The organism is Oceanirhabdus seepicola (genome assembly GCF_023684385.1).
Lineage (GTDB): Bacteria > Bacillota > Clostridia > Clostridiales > Clostridiaceae > Oceanirhabdus > Oceanirhabdus seepicola.
In genome coordinates, this window is sequence record NZ_JAGSOJ010000002.1 from 316,709 (window position 1) to 333,574 (window position 16,866).

Below are 16,866 nucleotides of genomic sequence, written 5' to 3' on the forward strand. Positions count from 1 at the left end.
TAGTTATCCAATGTCAACTGTCAACTATGGTTTTAAGAAAGAGGGATGAAAATGGACAATAAGCCAAGAGCTGTTGCATTGATGATTTTAAGTGCTTTGGCATTTGCTTTTATGGGTGCTATGGTAAAGCTAGCTGGAGATATACCACTTGCTGAAAAAGTTTTATTCAGGAATATGGTGAGTCTAGCGATTGCTTTCATAACATTGAAGAAGAGTAGTGCATCTATGTTTGGAAAGAAAGAGAATCAGAAATATCTAATAGGAAGATCTATGTTGGGATTAAGTGGAGTGTTACTATATTTCTATGCTATTAATAATATAAATTTAGGAAATTCAGCGATTTTAAATAAGTTATCTCCATTCTTTGTTACGGTATTTGCAGCGATTTTCCTTAAAGAAAAGTTATCCAAGGTTCAAATACCGGCATTATTTTTTGTGTTTATTGGAGCGTTGTTTATAATACAGCCGAAGATGAATTTTGATATGATTCCATCAATGGCAGGAGTAGCCTCTGCAATTTGTGCAGGTGGAGCATATACTCTTGTAAGATATTTAAAGGATAGAGAACAACCAGCTACAATAGTATTCTATTTCTCATTGATTTCTGTATTGGGAATGATCCCTTTAACAGCAATGAATTTTGTGATACCTACTCCAGCACAATGTGCATTTCTTCTAATGATAGGAGTGTTTGCTGCTATGGGGCAATTTACATTAACATATGCATATAAATTAGCACCTGCTTCAGAGGTATCTATATTTAATTATTTCAGTGTAGTTTTCTCTGCAATTGTTGGGTTTGTAATGTTTGGAGAGGTTATGGATGGCAAGAGTATATTAGGAGCAGCGTTAATTATCGGGACTGCCTTCTTCTTATATATGTACAATAGAAAACATAGTACGAATTAATTAGGCTGTTGAAAAAGCTCAATTAATAGTATATTTAATAATGATTTTCAAAGGTAAAAATACAAGGAGAAAGCTCGACTATAGCATTATTGCTAAGGTCGAGCTTTTAAGTTAAATCTAAAATAAGATTTAGAGGGTAAAAATTATAAAGGGTACGGCTAAAACACGTAAGGTATTTAGCCTGGGTATATATAATTAATAAATTTAATATATTGGAGGCATATCTTTGTATAAGTCGATACTGTTATCCCTCATATCTACCATATCAGTTGGTTTATCTTGAGTAGAGGGTGAAGAATATCCTTCAGACATTTCATTGGGGTCTTTGTTTATTACAGCATCGCTTATTTCTCTGTCTAACTCATAAAAAATATCTAATTCTTTTTTTTCTGGTAAATATGGTTCATTGTACATAACATCACTCCACTCCATAATATAAATGATATATAGTTATAGTTTCCTAAATCACAAAAATTATGTGATATAAAAATATTTATTTGAATATGCCTTAAGGGCATAAAATTTTTGTGGAAGTAATAAGATAGCTTAAGGAGGGGGAAATTTCACAAAAAGCATCCAAGATATCTAAAAATAAAAAATATTCAAAAAAGTCTGAAAAATTAAAAGGTATTTTAAGGAATTTATAGAAAATATATATAAAACCAGTTAAAACTAATTTAAGAAGGTAGGGTGACAAAAATGGCGAAATATTATTATTGTTTAGATTGTTTAAGAATAAGTAGCAATGAAGAAAAATGTGAGAAGTGTGAAAAGGATAACCTTAAGGTATTAAAAGTAGGAACTCCTGTTAATGTAATTGGAACAAAGCAGAAGGGTAAAGTATTCCAAATGAAAGATGACGTTGTTAAACTTATTGTTATAACTCAGGCAAAAGAGAAAGTCATAAAGGAATTCAAACCTGATCAACTTAAAAAGTTATTATAAATCAAATATAAGGTAGTAGAAAAGAGTCTTAATATTCTGATTATTTCGAGGAATATTAAGACTTTGTTACGCTTTAGAAAATTATCGTTTATAACTTTGATTATATCAGTATAACACATTTTATTCTCCATTCTCAATTTGTTTTTATTTTAAAAATCCTCTTGATTATTTTAGGGATTGATTATATTATTTGAATATGCCTTAGGCAGATTCAAATAATATAATCAAGTGAGGATATTGAGATGAAGAATCTAGAATTTATTTATAAAAGACATAGTATAAGAAAATACACAGAACAAGAAGTTAAAGAAGAGGATCTGAAAGCTATTTTGGAGGCTGCTATCCAAGCACCATCAGGAAAGCATAAACAGAACTGGCACTTTGTTATAGTTAAGAACAAGGAAAAGATTGAGAGAATAGCAAAATTAGTAGAAGAGAAGAATAAGAAAATAGCAGATAATTTAGGAGACGAAGAATGGGCTGAGAACTTTAAAAAATTCGTCAAATTCGCTACTGTATTCAGAACAGCACCTGTACTTGTTTTGGTATATGCTGGGAAATATACTCCAACAGGGTTAAAGGAATTAAAGGCAATAGGTGCATCACAGGAAGAAATTGATGAACTTAGTAAGGCAAATCCAGGATTACAGGGGGTAAGCGCAGCAATTGAGAATCTTATGCTTGCAGCAGGTGAATTAGGATATGGAACATGCTGGATGACTAGTCCTAATTATGCGGCTAAAGAGATAAGTGAATATGTTAATTTCAATAAAGAAGGATATTATTTGGCAGCAGTGACGCCTTTAGGGGTACCAGCTATTGAAGGTAAGAGTCCAGAGAGAAAACCTTTAGAAGAAGTCATTACTGTCATCGAATAAGGAATGGAATAATGAAGAAAATAGGATTAAGAAATATTAAGACTGCATTGGCAGTTGTAATATCTGTCGTCATTTTGAGAATTTTTAGTTCAGAAACTTACTTTTTTGCACCTATAGCTGCCATAATGACAATGCAGAATACTGTTTATAGTTCATTTAAGACTGGATTGAATAGAATGATTGGAACCACCATTGGAGCGGTTATCGCAATAATTGCTGTAGAATTATCCGTGAATGTCGTGGTTAATAGTATTCTCATATTTGTGGGAATAATATTGGTGATATATCTGTGTAATGTTTTTAATTTCAAACAATCTGTAGGAATTGCATGTATAGTATTTTTGATGATAATACTTTATGCGGACAATATATCACCAATTGAGTACGGAATTAGTAGGTTATTAGAGACTTTCATGGGAATAATAATTGCTTTAGGAGTGAACTATGTGGTGTCTCCTAATGAGTCTCAGAAGAGGGTGTATGAGTATTATGGTAAACTTAAGGAACAGGTTCATGAGATATTTCAGAATATCATATTAGATGGAGAGAACCCTAAACTGTTTTTATTAAGAGATGATATATCAAAGTTCAAAACAATATTTAGCTCATATCAATTTGAACATATGGATGATAATAAATATGAAGAAGAGCTTGAATTAATCAATAATAGAATAAAGCTCCTTAGGGAGGCAAATGTACACCTTAAATTATTATATGACATGAGAGATAGTTGCTGTCTTAGCACAGCTAATTATGCAAAACTTGAACAACATGATTATGAGATAAATCTGAAGAAGAGTGCTGTGCTTCCAATTGATGATCATGAGAACATAGTTTTTAACTTTCATGTAGATAAGATGATAAATTTAATAAATAAATTATAAGGTACATGAAAAAAATAAACCTAAATATAAAAATAGTAAGGACTAACACATGAATTAATTTTAAGTGTTAGTCCTTAGGCTATTGAAATTTTCGAGATGGAAAAGAGAGGGGAAACAATATTTTTGGATTTTATTAATTTGTTTTAATAAGTTTCATTTATTTAGAAGATTCATTTTCCATTTCTTCTTTAAATTCATCAGGGTGAATAATTCTAGCTAATATTTCAATCCCATCAGTTATTCTAGGGCCTTGACGAGATATAACAGCATCATCTATAACATATAATTTTTTATTCTTCACAGCTCTTAAATCTTTATAACCATTTCGTTCTAGTACTTGTGCTATAAGTTTTTTAGGTGCGATTATGATATCGGGATCACTTTCAATTAGCTTTTCTAAACTGTAGTTCCAGCCTGTAATGTTATCAGCTGCATTTATAGCTCCTGCAGCATTAATCATCTGAGATATATATGTATCTTTTCCAGCACTATAGCCGAAATCTACTATAAAATGTACTCGTGGTTTATTGGATTTACTTACTTTTGATGAAATATCCCCTATTTTTGTTTTCATTTCATTTATTAAATCTTCACTTTCTTTTTCAGAATTTAAAACATAACCAATCTTTTCTATACAAGTATAAGTACCTTCTATGGATTCATCCTCATTAATCACCATATAAGGTAACTTTAACTCATCTAATTTTGATAAGGTTTTTTCAGAAGCTAAAGATGACATGATTATAATATCAGGGGTTAATTCAACTATTTTATCAATATTTGGATTATAAAAATCCCCTATACTTTCAATTCCTAATATACTCTCCGGAAAGTCACATAGAGCTGTGCGACCAACTAAAAGGTTTTCTTTGCCTAGAGCATATATTATCTCGCTAATGTTAGGTGCTAATGAGATTACTTTTTCAGGTTCATCTACTATAGTAACCTTTCTGTCTAGGGAATCAACTATTCTTATAGGATACTTTTGCTCAGCTTGTTCTTTATTGTTATTCTTCTTCTCATTTGATGAATTATTAGATGAATTATTAGAAGGTTTTTTTTGGTCTTCCTTAATACATCCCAAGAATGAGAGGGTGAATATTAATAGAAGTGAAAATATGATATTTCTCTTTAAATGTTTCATAAGTCCCTCCATTTTCAATATGCTTCATATTATGAAAATTGCTTATAGGCAAGGAAAAAGTCATCGATAATCACATTGGAAACCCTATGGAAAACCTCATTTATCCTTTTTAATAAACAACCTATAAGCAGTATGTCTGAGTGGTTAATACATAGTTATTATTTCATAAACAAGAAAAAATAATACAAAAAAAATTAATTTTATTATATTGTATTGTTAGATATAATTATCGTATACTTTTAAAGTATTCAAGGCGTATGAAAATAAATAACAAATAAAATAACATTAAATTAGGGGATTAGTAAAACAATTAGTAATTTTATAATAAGGAGTGGTGTTTTAAATGAAGGAAAGTATCCTTATTTGTGATGATGATAGGAATATTTTGGAAGTATTGAGATCTTACTTTGAAAAAGATAAATTTGAGGTATATACTGCAAATAACGGAACAGATGGATTAATGCTTTTTATGGAGAATAAACCTAGCATAGTTATTCTTGACCTTATGATGCCAGGGATTGGTGGAGAAGACTTATGCTGTAGAATTAGAGAAATTGCTGATACTCCTATAATAATGTTAACAGCTAAAATAGAAGAGGAGAATATACTTGAAGGATTTGAAATTGGAGCAGATGATTATGTTACAAAACCTTTCAGTCCTAGGCAAGTGGTGGCAAGAGTAAAAGCTATTTTAAAGAGAACTAAGAAAAATGATAATATATTATCCAGTGATGATGGAAATATAATTTTGAATAAAGACTCAAAAACATTGAATATAAGAGGAAAAGATATGAATGTGACGGCAATAGAATATAAATTGTTGTGTAGTCTTTTAGAAAATCAAAATAAGGTGTACACAAGAGATGAACTAATGGATATTGCAATGGGTCTTCAGGTAGATAGATATGATAGAGTTATTGATACACATATCAAGAATTTGAGAAAGAAGATTGAATGTGATAATAAACATCCCAAATATATCAAAACCGTACATGGTATTGGATATAAGTTTGGAGGGAAATCATGAAGATTTCAATAAAAAAATACTGGATTTTTATAAATTCTATAATGATAATTGCAGCAATTGGTCTCACAGTATTTATAAGTAATGCATATCTGAAATCAAAGTTCAAGGATTATATGATAATGAACTCGGATAAGGAGGTTAGGAGCATTATTGAAGAGGTAGAAATGCAGTATGAAGGAAATGGGGGATGGAATAAAGAGTATTTGAAAAGTATTGCATTAAGATCCTTAAGTGATGGATACATAATAACCATAAAACAGGATTGTGGTAAGGTTATTTGGGATACAGAATCTTATGATGAGGGACAATGTAAGATAATATTGGATGATATAGAGAGAGACATGCAAGGAGTGTTTAAGGATAGGGATGCGTCATATAAGAAAGAGACATACCCTGTGAATATTGAAGGGAAAAATGTTGGACTTGTTGAGATTGGGCGTGTAGGAAATTTTAGTTATGGCCAAAATGAACTTTGGTTCTTCAAATCTCTAAATTCAGCATTATTAGGCATTGGAATATTTCTTCTTTTCATACTAGGAAGCATAGTATATTATCTTTCTGTGAAGATAAGTAATAGCATAAAAGAGGTAACAAATGCAGCAGAGCGAGTAGCGGAAGGGGAGTTTAACACTCAGATAACTACGGAGAGCAATATTGTTGAGATAGAAACACTTAGAAATTCAATAAATAATATGGCTTACTCATTAAAAGAGCAAGGAGAAGTGCAAAAGAGAATAACTGCTGATGCAGCACATGAACTAAGATCACCATTAGCAACACTTCAGAGTCATATTGAAGCTATGATTGATGGAGTATGGGAACCATCAGTTAAACGGTTGGATGTATGTCATAAAGAGATTATGAGGTTGAAGAGATTAGTTGAGGATCTTTGGCGGTTGAGCAAATATGAGAGTCAGAATATAGTTATTAACAAAAAGAAGACAAATATAAGTGAGCTAGTAAGAGATATAAAAAATGTGTACGTCTTGGATGATAATAACAATCAGGTATGGGATATAGAAGAAGATATATATTCAGTTGTTGATAAAGATAAATTACATCAAGCAATAGTGAATATTCTCCAGAATGCTCATAAATATGGAGAAGAAGGAGAAATACAAATTTCACTTAAAAGGAGAGACGGATACTTTGAACTTTCATTCATAGATCAGGGTCCAGGAATTGATGAAGAGGATCTACCATATATATTCAATAGGTTCTATAGAGGAGATAAAACAAGAGAAAGAAGTAAAGGGGGAGCAGGTATAGGGCTTACAATAGCTAAAAAATGTGTTGAAGTTAATGAGGGTGAAATTGTTGTTAATTCAAAAAAGAATAATGGAAGTGAATTTATTATAAAAATCCCTATTAAGTAATTAATATTATTTAATAGGGACTTTTTTTGCTTCTTCATATAAATCACAAATTATATATATATAATGTAATCAAAGGAGGCATGAATATGAAAGATGTAAACATATTTTTAGCATTTTCAGCAGGGGTATTATCATTCTTATCACCTTGTGCTCTTTCGTTAATGCCCGGTTATTTAGGATATTTAATGGGATTGAATAAAGATGAAGGAAAGGATATAAATAAAAAAAGTATTATGGTAAAGGCATTTCTATTTGTTATAGGATTCACATTGGTATTTACTCTTATGGGGTTGACTATAACTTCTATAGGTAGGTTCTTAGTATTTAATAAAAAGGTATTAACACAGGTTGGAGGAGTATTTGTAATAATACTTGGTATACAGACCATGGGAATATCTAGACTGAAGGTTTTTAAGAAAGAAAAAAAAGCAATTAAGATAAATTTTAGAAAAAGGGAATTCGGACCATTCATATTAGGGGTTGCTTTTGCAGCTGGTTGGACTCCATGCATAAGTGTTATAAGTTCATCAATTGCAATATATGCAAGTAATGCAGAAAGTTTCACAAAAGGAGTAATTCTATTAATATTTTACTCAATAGGTTTAGCAGTGCCATTTTTACTATCGGCACTATTATTAACAAGAGCTCAAGAAAAATTTATTTTAATGAAGAAATATTCAAAAGGTATCAGTATAGTTAGTGGAATTCTACTAATAATCATGGGATTACTACTATTCTTTGATAAGTTTGAACAAATAAATAGTATATTTTAGTATAGGAGTGAAAGCTATGAATAAAAAGATTATATACGGAATAATTGGTATAGGGATTATTGGTGGATTATTCTTAATGAAGAAGGCTGTTGATGACTATAACATGAATGCTGAGGCTCAGAGCTATGAAGTGAAGCTGGACTCAAAGAATAAAGAGGAAAAGAACAAAGAAGAAATAAATAAAGATAACATGGAAGAAGAGAGTAAGAAAGAAGAAAATATAAAACAAAAAGAAAATATAAAGAAAGAAGATACATCTAAGGAAAAGGTTGAATATAATCAGGATATAAACTTTACTCTTCAAGATCTTAATGGAAATGAAGTTAGTATTAGCGATTTCCAAGGAAAGAAAGTATTCATAAATTTCTGGGCTACATGGTGTCCTAACTGTAAAGTAGAGATGCCTCATATGCAGACAATCTGGGAAGAGTTTGGGGAAGAGGTAGTAGTGGTAGCAGTGGATATTGGAGAATCAAAGGAGACAGTTAAGAAATACATTGATAAAGCGGGATATAAATTTAAGGTATTACTAGACGAGAAAAATGATATAGCTGGAAAATTTGGAATAACAGCTGTTCCAACATCTATATTGTTAGATGAGAATGGAAACTTAATATATGGTGTAAGAGGAGCAATGACATATGAGAGCATGGTTAAATTTGTAAAGGGGGAACTGAGGAACAGTAATTAATGGTAAAAGTTTAGTTATGATTTTAATAATGATACGAATATATTTTATTTAATAAATGATGCAGATGAGAAGATGTATAAGAGAAAAGCTTGTATGAAGAAGAACTTAAAGATATTAAAATAATTTTAAATAAACTCAGCTACCAAATATGAAATTGGTAGCTGAGTTTATTTAATATGAAGTCAATAGAAGGGATGAGGAGGATTAGATAAGAGATTAATTTCATGAAAGTATTGTCGAACATATCAATGAAATAATATTATTATAAAATCATACATCCCTTCTAGTGTTGTTAATATAATAACAATACTAATATTATAGTTGAAAACTAGAAAAAATAAAAGAGAAATGAGGAAAAATATAGAATATACGACTTATGGACATTTAAAAGCATAGCTAGTGACACAAAAAATAAATAGAAGCTTTTCCAGAGTGGCGACATTGAAAAGCTTCTATTAAAGCACATAAAATTCTACGAGTATATATCTCGCTTGTGCTTCATTAGTAGTATATACATAAGGGTAAATATTATACAGAATTATTAAGAAAAATATGAAATCGAATATTGAACAGAAAAAGATAATAGGATGTATAAAGAAATAAGATGGAGCGTAATGAAAATGATCTATGAGAATAATAAAGAGTTTCATCTCACTACAGATAAAACAAGTTATATTATCAAGGTACTACCAAGTGGGCATATAACTAATCTTCATTATGGCAGGAAGATAAAGCATAGAGAAAATTTTGATTCACTTTACCAAAATTTTAATACACCTGTTGGACTGGAGGTGAACTATAGTAAGTATATTGATGATTTTACACTTAACACAACAAAACTAGAATTATCAACATACGGTAAGGGTGACTTCAAAGAGCCATCAATACATATTGAGATGGAGAATGGCTCGAGGGTTAGCGATTTTATATATGAATCACATAAGATTTTTCAAGGGAAATATAAGATAGAAGGATTGCCTCACACTTTTGAAAATACAACTGATCAGAAGGGGAAGAATAGGGACGAGGTTAATTCATTGGAGATAACTATGTATGATGAGAATAGTGATGTGTATGTTATTCTGCAATACTCAGTGTTCTATTATAAGGATGTTATAACAAGAAGCTGTAGAATAGTAAATGGAGAGAGGGGAATCATAAAGATCCATAAAGCTATGAGTATGAACATTGATCTCACACATGAAGATTGCGAACTTATAACACTTGAGGGAAAGTGGATTAGAGAGAAGCATATACAGAAACAGGCTCTTTCAAAAGGGGTGTATTATTTAGATTCAAAACGAGGCGTTTCTGGGGCTGATCACAATCCATTCATGTCCATAAAGAAGAAAAATTCAGATGAAAACAATGGAGAATGTTATGGATTTGCACTTATATATAGCGGTAATCACCAGGGGTTGGTGGAAGTGAATCCACATGAAATAATAAGGCTTCAGATGGGAATAAATCCTTTTGATTTTAGCTGGACTCTACATAAAGAAGAGGGATTTCAAACCCCAGAAGTTATTATGACATTCTCTTATGAAGGTCTAAATAAATTATCTAGGAATTTTCACAACATAATAAATAACAATGTGATTCCACCCCAATGGCAACATAAGGAGAGGAGTATCATTTTTAATAGCTGGGAGGCTGTTGGATTTGATTTTAATGAGAAGAAATTATTGAATCTTGCAAGAAATGCTAAGGAACTTGGTATGGAATTATTTGTTCTTGATGATGGGTGGTTCAGAGGTAGAAACGATGATACAAGTAGTCTTGGAGATTGGATGGTTGATGATAAAAAGCTTCCAGGGGGGCTTACGCAATTATGTCATAGGATAAATGAAATAGGGTTACACTTCGGGTTATGGGTTGAACCAGAGATGATATCTGAGAAAAGTGAACGATACAGGAAACATCCAGAATGGGCAATAAAACTCCCAAATAGGGAACCCTCATTAGGGAGAAATCAGCTTATACTTGATATGACAAACCCTGAGGTGAGAGAGTATCTCTATAAAACTTTAAAGAGGATATTCTCATCTTCCAATATTAAATATGTGAAATGGGATATGAATAGGAGTGTAACGGATGTGTATTCAAACTATCTTGAGAGTTGGAAACAGATGGAGTTTCACCATAGGTATGTTCTTGGAGTGTACGAGCTTATAGGAAGAATAACCAAGGAGTTTCCACATATACTCTTTGAGAGTTGTGCTAGTGGAGGGAATAGATATGATCTTGGGATGCTCTACTATATGCCTCAGACTTGGGCAAGTGATAATACAGATGCTGGGGAAAGGATGAACATACAGTATGGAGCATCATTGTTGTATCCTCAAAGCACATTAGGTGCTCATGTTGGTTCAAATCCATCTCTTCAAACACTGAGAAATAACTCTATAGAGAGTAGATTCAATGTGGCCGCATTTGGAATTCTAGGGTATGAACTAGATATAACCAAGATATCAAATTTTGAGGGGAAGGTAATTAAAAAGCAGATTGAATTCTACAAGAAACATAGAAAACTATTTCAGTTTGGTGAATTTTATAGGATTAAATCGCCATTTAAGTCTAATCAATCAATTTTGATGGTTGTATCAGAGGATAAGAATGAGGGGATGATTGGTTATTATCAAAAATTACAGGAGAGTAATATGACACTTGAAACTATAAAACTCAAAGGGCTAAAAGAAGATAATCAATATAATCTTTACACAAGAGAGCAGTTTATGAATATTGAACAGTTCGGGGAACTCATAAATGAATTTGTGCCTTTTGAGGTACGTACCAATGGGCTTAAAGGGTTAGTTCATAAGATTGTAAGTGATAACTATCTATTCAAAGGAGAAAACCAGCGGATTGAGGCATATGGAGATGAGCTTATGTATGCTGGGTTTAAACCATACCCTCAGTTCAATGGGGGAGGATATAATGAGAAGGTTAGATATATAGGGGATTTTGGTTCAAGGATATACTACATAAGAACAAATAGGACATCTAAATAGAATCTTATTGTATTAATTTTCAAATATAGTATAATATTGTATAGTGAATTCATAAATGATAGAATTTAGGGGGGAGCTTATGTATTTCAATGATAATTTATCTAGTATTATATCAAAATACAAGGGCAAGTATAGGGGAAGCTTAGAAGACTATATCAAAGGGGTGTACAGGGAATTAGAAGAACTTGAAGAATATCTTAGAGAAAGCGAAAAAGATGTTATAGTTTCAGAAGACCTATTTCTAGGCATTTTAGAAGAAGGTTTTCGTGGGGAGAGGTATTGCACTTGTGGTAAAGGTTTCGAAAAGGAACCTGTAAAGAATCATTATCCTAAGTGCAAATACATAGGTTTCTGTGGAACTATTTGTGATGAGATAGCAGATAAGAAAGACCAAAAAGAATATGAAAAAGTCAAACTTAAGAAGGGTGAATATGGCTTATATAAAGTTAAAAGAACCCTAGAAAAATTCATAGATGATGCAACAGAAATGAGAGATGACAAGAAGCAAGATCCATTCATATTCTTAGAGAATATAATTTTAAATAATCAAGATTATATAGATGAGTATAACTCTGATTATAGAGGGATGAGAAGTGATAAAGAGAGTAAGAAAAAAGAATGGATAGACTTTGAGAGGCTGATTAAATACGGATGGAATTTTAACAGAGTGGGTAATGGATATAACTTTGGAATATATAAAATAATTATATATGTTATTTCAGCTATTATTGTAATACCACAGATGATGAATGATAAACTCATGTCACCAATTAGATCAATCAAGTATTTTGGAATATTAGCACTTATTTATTTATTTGTTTGTTATGTAGCTAGATTAGCAACAGTACGAGCAGCAAAAGAAGTATCAGAAAACTTTAAGGTAAGCAAGGTAGAGTTGATAGTACATTTAATTATAATAGCTATTGGATTTATACTTTAGGTACTTAAAATAAATATATATATATATAAGGTGGGGATAAACTTATGAATTTTAGTGAGGGGATATTAGAGATTATAGAGAATTATAAAAATAAGTATACTGGAAGTCTAGAAGAATATCTAATTGGAATCTTTAGAACAATAGATGATTTTAGAGATAATAATTTAACCTATGAAATTGCTCTCCAAATAATAGAAGAAGCATTTAATAAAACAATTAAAATCGAAGAATGGAATGGGGAGCATGAATTACAGCAAGATTATGAAAGAATGCAAAAAGAATATGATGATGAAGCCATTGAATATAATATAAGTGAAGAGATTTATGATTTAAAGTGTAAATTAGTAAAATACATAAACGAGATTAGAACGTATAAGGGATTAGAAAAAAATAGTGAAGATATAAACTTTTTGAGCAAGAAAAAAATAAGAATATCAACGCCTAGAGCATTAAAGAGAAATGATCCTTTTTATTTCTTAAAGCGTGTTGCTTTATGGTATAGGAATTATCTTGGGAAACGCATAGTAATTACTAAGGAGAGTATAGAGGTAACTGATGATATTCATGAAAAAAAGTCAAGGGTGCAGGATAGTAGTTTAATTGATGAAGAAGGGTGGTTTAATTTTGAAATTTTAATTGAAAAGGGAGTAAGTTATAAGAAGAAAATAGATATTCCCACAATAGTTTTAAAGATAATAATATTGACGGTATCTGCTTGGATTGTAGTACCACAGGCTCTAAAGGATGAACTTCTTTCAACGGAAAGAGTTATAAAATATTTTAGTATGATTATATTTATATATTCAATTATATGCATTATATTTAGTATAATTATAGGAGATGGTATTAAAAAAAGCTCAAGAAAATTCAAGTTTAATATTTTTGAATTGATAGCGTATATTACAATAATTATTGTAGGATTTATTATTTAAACTAAGGGGATATTTATAAGTATAAAGATGAAAGTGGTGATAAACATGAGATTAGAAAAAAACGATAAAGTAGCTATAATATCCTGCTCAAATGGGGTGGAATTAGAATATGAGGAAAAATTACATAAAATAATAGCAGAGCTTAAAAGTATGGAATTACAGGTTGAATTGGCACATACATTATATAGAACCAATGGTCCTTTTGCTGGAACTCCTATGGAGCGTGGAAATGAGCTTATGAGATTATTCAAGGATAAGAGTATTAAGGCTATATTTGATATATCAGGGGGCGATGCTGCGAATCAGATATTAGAGTATCTTGATTTCAATATCATAAGAGCAAATAATAAACCTTATTTCGGAATAAGTGATTTATCTGTTATATTGAATACACTATATAGTCAATCGGGCATAGAGACATATCATTATACTCTAAGAAACATTATAAGGGAAGATAGCGAAGAGCAGATAAAACAGTTCAAGAAGTCATTGTTTGAAGGAAAAAATGATCTTTTCCATAGGGAGTATAGATGGATTAAGGGAAACTCCATGAAGGGTATTGTAATAGGCGGAAATATAAGATGTTTTCTTAAACTAGCAGGTACAAAATATATGCCTAATTTAGAAGGAAAAATATTACTGATAGAGGGTTTTGGGGGATTATCAGATAGAATTTCCTCTATGATGTGGCAACTGAGGCACCTTGGATATTTAGATAAATTAAATGGTATTATACTAGGTACATTCAGTCAGCTAGAGGCAGAAAATACAAAACCTGATCTAGAAGAGTTGATAAAAGAAACTATAGGGGAGAGAAAAATACCAATAGTGAAAACTGATAAGTTAGGACATCATTATGATGCTGGTTGTATTGTAATCGGTAGGGAGATAGAAATCAAGAAATAGAAAAATATTTCAAAATACTCAGAAAATTAATTTGACAACATATATAAAGAGTGGTATTATTTTAAGAAATCACATAAAATTGAAGGCAGTGAAAAGGAAGAGTAGCAGAGAGCCCAGTGTACAGGGAGGATATGTCACCGATTGAGAGCAAATCCCATATGGCTATGTGAAAACTACCCTTGAGTCATGGCTGAGTACTAGAAACTATGAAATAGTTTTTGAAACAGAAAATTAATCTGTTTAGGAAATGTCATCGGATAATCCGTTAAATTAGAAATTGAGTGAATGCATTCATATGAATGGATGTGTTAACTTGGGTGGAACCGCGAATAGAACATTCGTCCCTTGTATGGGATGGATGTTTTTTTATTATATAAACTTTCAAAAGGAGGTAAATTGTGATGATCAAAGTAAAATTAAACAATGGAGCAGTAAAAGAAATTCAAAGAGGTGAAAATCTAACTACGCTTGCAAAGTGCATTAGTGGAAGATTGTACAAAGAAGCAGTAGCGGGAGAAGTCAATGGGAAGGTGGTTGGTCTCACAACTGAACTCCATGATGGTGATGAGGTGAATATCTTAAAGTTTGAGGATGAAAAGGGGGCAGAGGTATATAGACATACTGCTGCTCATATCATGGCATATGCTGTGAAGAGATTGTATAAGGATGTTAAATTAGCCATAGGACCTTCAATAGAGAATGGTTTCTACTATGATTTTGATATGGACTATAAATTATCAGAAAATGATTTTAACAAGATAGAAGAAGAGATGAAGAAGATAATTAAAGAGGCTCACCCTATTGAAAGATTTGAACTGAAAAGAGAGGAAGCAATTAAGTATATGGAAGAGAAAGGTGAGAAATATAAAATTGAACTCATTAATGACCTTCCAGAAGATGAAATAATATCTTTCTACAGAATGGGAGACTTTGTTGATCTATGCGCAGGACCACATCTTGCAAATACAAAGATGGTTAAGGCTATAAAGCTTATGAGTGTTGCTGGGGCATACTGGAGAGGCGATGAGAAGAGGGAGATGTTGAAGAGAATATACGCAACTGCATTTCCAAAACAGTCTATGCTACAGGATTATCTGGAGTTTATAGAAGAAGCTAAGAGAAGAGATCACAGAAAGTTAGGTAAAGAGCTAAAGCTATTTGCAATCATGGATGAGGGACCAGGATTTCCATTTATCCTTCCCAAAGGAATGATTCTGAAGAATAAGATTATAGATTTCTGGAAGAAGATACATGAGAAATGTGGATATGTTGAGGTAGAAACTCCAATAATTTTAAATAGACATCTATGGGAGACTTCAGGACATTGGGATCATTACAGAGAGAACATGTATGCACTTAAGATAGACGATGAGGATTATGCAATAAAGCCTATGAACTGTCCAGGTGGAATGCTGATATATAGGAGTGAAGTTCATTCGTATAGAGATTTACCTATAAGATCAGCAGAACTTGGTAGAGTTCACAGACATGAACTATCAGGAGCACTCCATGGACTCATGAGAGTAAGATCGTTCGTACAGGATGATGCTCACATATTTATGTTACCAGAGCAGATAAAAGATGAAATAGTAGGAGTAATAGAGTTAATAGATGAAATATACTCAGCATTTGGATTCCAATATAATATCAAGCTATCAACTAGACCGGATGATTCAATAGGAAGCATAGAAGATTGGAATATGGCAGAGAGTGCCCTTAAAGAGGCCCTTGATCATATAGGTAAGGAATATGTTATAAATGAAGGAGATGGAGCTTTCTATGGCCCCAAAATTGATTTTGATCTTAAGGATTCATTAGGAAGAACTTGGCAGTGTGGAACTATACAACTTGATTTTCAACTTCCACAAAGGTTTGACTTATCTTATATTGGAAAAGATGGTGAGAAGCATAAACCAATAGTTATACACAGAGCAATTCTAGGAAGTCTTGAAAGATTTATGGGTATACTAATTGAACATTTTGAAGGAAAATTTCCAGCGTGGATCGCGCCTGTTCAAGTAAAAGTACTACCTATATCAGATAAATACAATGAATACTGCAATAGTATAGTTGATAGGCTTAAAGAAAGTGGTATTAGAGTAGAAATAGACAGCAGAGCAGAGAAGATTGGATATAAGATAAGGGAAGCAAGGAATGAGAGGGTTCCGTATATAATAATAGCTGGAGAAAAAGAAGCGCAAGATGGTGTTGTCTCACTAAGAAGTAGAGAAAATGGCGATGAGGGAAATGTTTCAATTGAACAGTTTATTGACCGTATACTTCAGGATATAGAAAAGAAAAGATAGATTTAAAGAATATTAGGGGTATAAATTTATTAGGAAATAATAAGACAATAAGTAAAAAGAAAGAATTAGATAACAAAGAAGAGATGATGAAGAAAATTTCGAATGTATAAAATATATTGAAAGTATTTGGTAGGGAGGGATTGA

At 31.6% G+C, this 16,866-nt stretch carries 15 protein-coding genes; 13 read left to right on the forward strand and 2 right to left on the reverse strand.

Going from position 1 to position 16,866, the window contains the following annotated elements; all coding sequences use genetic code 11:
* The first annotated feature begins 51 nt into the window (after nucleotides 1-51).
* A complete protein-coding gene (locus KDK92_RS09150) occupies nucleotides 52-909 on the forward strand; it encodes a DMT family transporter (protein WP_250858935.1) in 858 nt (285 codons plus the stop codon).
* 204 nt (nucleotides 910-1,113) lie between these two features.
* On the opposite strand, the gene KDK92_RS09155 is transcribed toward KDK92_RS09150, so the two are convergent.
* A complete protein-coding gene (locus KDK92_RS09155; protein ID WP_250858936.1) occupies nucleotides 1,114-1,323 on the reverse strand; it encodes a hypothetical protein in 210 nt (69 codons plus the stop codon).
* Nucleotides 1,324-1,608: 285 nt separating this feature from the next.
* Between KDK92_RS09155 and KDK92_RS09160 the strand changes: the two genes are divergently transcribed.
* The 3 genes from KDK92_RS09160 (at nucleotide 1,609) to KDK92_RS09170 (ending at nucleotide 3,616) form a co-directional block, all read left to right on the forward strand.
* Entirely contained in the window at nucleotides 1,609-1,854 is a 246-nt protein-coding gene (locus tag KDK92_RS09160; RefSeq protein WP_250858937.1) for a hypothetical protein, read from the forward strand.
* A gap of 242 nt (nucleotides 1,855-2,096) precedes the next feature.
* Nucleotides 2,097-2,732, forward strand: coding sequence for a nitroreductase family protein (locus KDK92_RS09165; protein ID WP_250858938.1), 636 nt, complete (start codon nucleotides 2,097-2,099; stop codon nucleotides 2,730-2,732).
* Nucleotides 2,733-2,743: 11 nt separating this feature from the next.
* A complete protein-coding gene (locus KDK92_RS09170) occupies nucleotides 2,744-3,616 on the forward strand; it encodes an FUSC family protein (RefSeq protein ID WP_250858939.1) in 873 nt (290 codons plus the stop codon).
* A gap of 157 nt (nucleotides 3,617-3,773) precedes the next feature.
* Here KDK92_RS09170 and KDK92_RS09175 read toward each other — a convergent pair whose 3' ends face one another.
* Entirely contained in the window at nucleotides 3,774-4,760 is a 987-nt protein-coding gene (locus tag KDK92_RS09175; RefSeq protein ID WP_250858940.1) for an ABC transporter substrate-binding protein, read from the reverse strand.
* Between the two features lie 343 nt (nucleotides 4,761-5,103).
* Here KDK92_RS09175 and KDK92_RS09180 point away from each other — a divergent pair, with 343 nt between their 5' ends.
* The 9 genes from KDK92_RS09180 to thrS all read left to right on the forward strand — a co-directional run bounded on the left by KDK92_RS09180 (nucleotide 5,104) and on the right by thrS (nucleotide 16,722).
* A complete protein-coding gene (locus KDK92_RS09180; RefSeq protein ID WP_250858942.1) occupies nucleotides 5,104-5,787 on the forward strand; it encodes a response regulator transcription factor in 684 nt (227 codons plus the stop codon).
* A complete protein-coding gene (locus KDK92_RS09185; RefSeq protein WP_250858943.1) occupies nucleotides 5,784-7,163 on the forward strand; it encodes a sensor histidine kinase in 1,380 nt (459 codons plus the stop codon). Before KDK92_RS09180 ends, KDK92_RS09185 begins: the two co-directional genes overlap by 4 nt.
* An 86-nt stretch (nucleotides 7,164-7,249) precedes the next feature.
* Complete coding sequence (locus tag KDK92_RS09190) at nucleotides 7,250-7,936, forward strand: cytochrome c biogenesis CcdA family protein (protein WP_250858944.1); 687 nt, start codon at nucleotides 7,250-7,252, stop codon at nucleotides 7,934-7,936.
* Between the two features lie 16 nt (nucleotides 7,937-7,952).
* Nucleotides 7,953-8,627, forward strand: a complete 675-nt coding sequence (locus KDK92_RS09195; protein ID WP_250858945.1) for a TlpA family protein disulfide reductase — start codon at nucleotides 7,953-7,955, stop codon at nucleotides 8,625-8,627.
* Nucleotides 8,628-9,241: 614 nt separating this feature from the next.
* The gene (locus tag KDK92_RS09200) at nucleotides 9,242-11,638 is read left to right on the forward strand and encodes an alpha-galactosidase (RefSeq protein ID WP_250858947.1); all 2,397 of its coding nucleotides are present in this window, start codon (nucleotides 9,242-9,244) and stop codon (nucleotides 11,636-11,638) included.
* 79 nt (nucleotides 11,639-11,717) lie between these two features.
* Nucleotides 11,718-12,578, forward strand: coding sequence for a hypothetical protein (locus KDK92_RS09205; protein WP_250858949.1), 861 nt, complete (start codon nucleotides 11,718-11,720; stop codon nucleotides 12,576-12,578).
* Nucleotides 12,579-12,622: 44 nt separating this feature from the next.
* Nucleotides 12,623-13,510, forward strand: coding sequence for a hypothetical protein (locus KDK92_RS09210; protein ID WP_250858950.1), 888 nt, complete (start codon nucleotides 12,623-12,625; stop codon nucleotides 13,508-13,510).
* Between the two features lie 27 nt (nucleotides 13,511-13,537).
* Nucleotides 13,538-14,416 (forward strand): S66 peptidase family protein, encoded by an 879-nt coding sequence (locus KDK92_RS09215; RefSeq protein ID WP_250858951.1) that lies wholly within the window; start codon nucleotides 13,538-13,540, stop codon nucleotides 14,414-14,416.
* A 401-nt stretch (nucleotides 14,417-14,817) separates the two neighbouring features.
* Nucleotides 14,818-16,722, forward strand: a complete 1,905-nt coding sequence (gene thrS / locus KDK92_RS09220; protein WP_250858953.1) for a threonine--tRNA ligase — start codon at nucleotides 14,818-14,820, stop codon at nucleotides 16,720-16,722.
* Nucleotides 16,723-16,866 lie beyond the last annotated feature (144 nt).

Coding starts and splice junctions, on each gene's coding strand:
- KDK92_RS09215 (WP_250858951.1), top strand. CDS start 13,538: ATGAAAGTGGTGATAAACATGAGATTAGAAAAAAACGATAAAGTAGCT.
- KDK92_RS09180 (WP_250858942.1), top strand. CDS start 5,104: ATGAAGGAAAGTATCCTTATTTGTGATGATGATAGGAATATTTTGGAA.
- KDK92_RS09150 (WP_250858935.1), top strand. CDS start 52: ATGGACAATAAGCCAAGAGCTGTTGCATTGATGATTTTAAGTGCTTTG.
- KDK92_RS09155 (WP_250858936.1), bottom strand. CDS start 1,323: ATGTACAATGAACCATATTTACCAGAAAAAAAAGAATTAGATATTTTT.
- KDK92_RS09210 (WP_250858950.1), top strand. CDS start 12,623: ATGAATTTTAGTGAGGGGATATTAGAGATTATAGAGAATTATAAAAAT.
- thrS (WP_250858953.1), top strand. CDS start 14,818: ATGATCAAAGTAAAATTAAACAATGGAGCAGTAAAAGAAATTCAAAGA.
- KDK92_RS09170 (WP_250858939.1), top strand. CDS start 2,744: ATGAAGAAAATAGGATTAAGAAATATTAAGACTGCATTGGCAGTTGTA.
- KDK92_RS09200 (WP_250858947.1), top strand. CDS start 9,242: ATGAAAATGATCTATGAGAATAATAAAGAGTTTCATCTCACTACAGAT.
- KDK92_RS09160 (WP_250858937.1), top strand. CDS start 1,609: ATGGCGAAATATTATTATTGTTTAGATTGTTTAAGAATAAGTAGCAAT.
- KDK92_RS09190 (WP_250858944.1), top strand. CDS start 7,250: ATGAAAGATGTAAACATATTTTTAGCATTTTCAGCAGGGGTATTATCA.
- KDK92_RS09205 (WP_250858949.1), top strand. CDS start 11,718: ATGTATTTCAATGATAATTTATCTAGTATTATATCAAAATACAAGGGC.
- KDK92_RS09195 (WP_250858945.1), top strand. CDS start 7,953: ATGAATAAAAAGATTATATACGGAATAATTGGTATAGGGATTATTGGT.
- KDK92_RS09165 (WP_250858938.1), top strand. CDS start 2,097: ATGAAGAATCTAGAATTTATTTATAAAAGACATAGTATAAGAAAATAC.
- KDK92_RS09185 (WP_250858943.1), top strand. CDS start 5,784: ATGAAGATTTCAATAAAAAAATACTGGATTTTTATAAATTCTATAATG.
- KDK92_RS09175 (WP_250858940.1), bottom strand. CDS start 4,760: ATGAAACATTTAAAGAGAAATATCATATTTTCACTTCTATTAATATTC.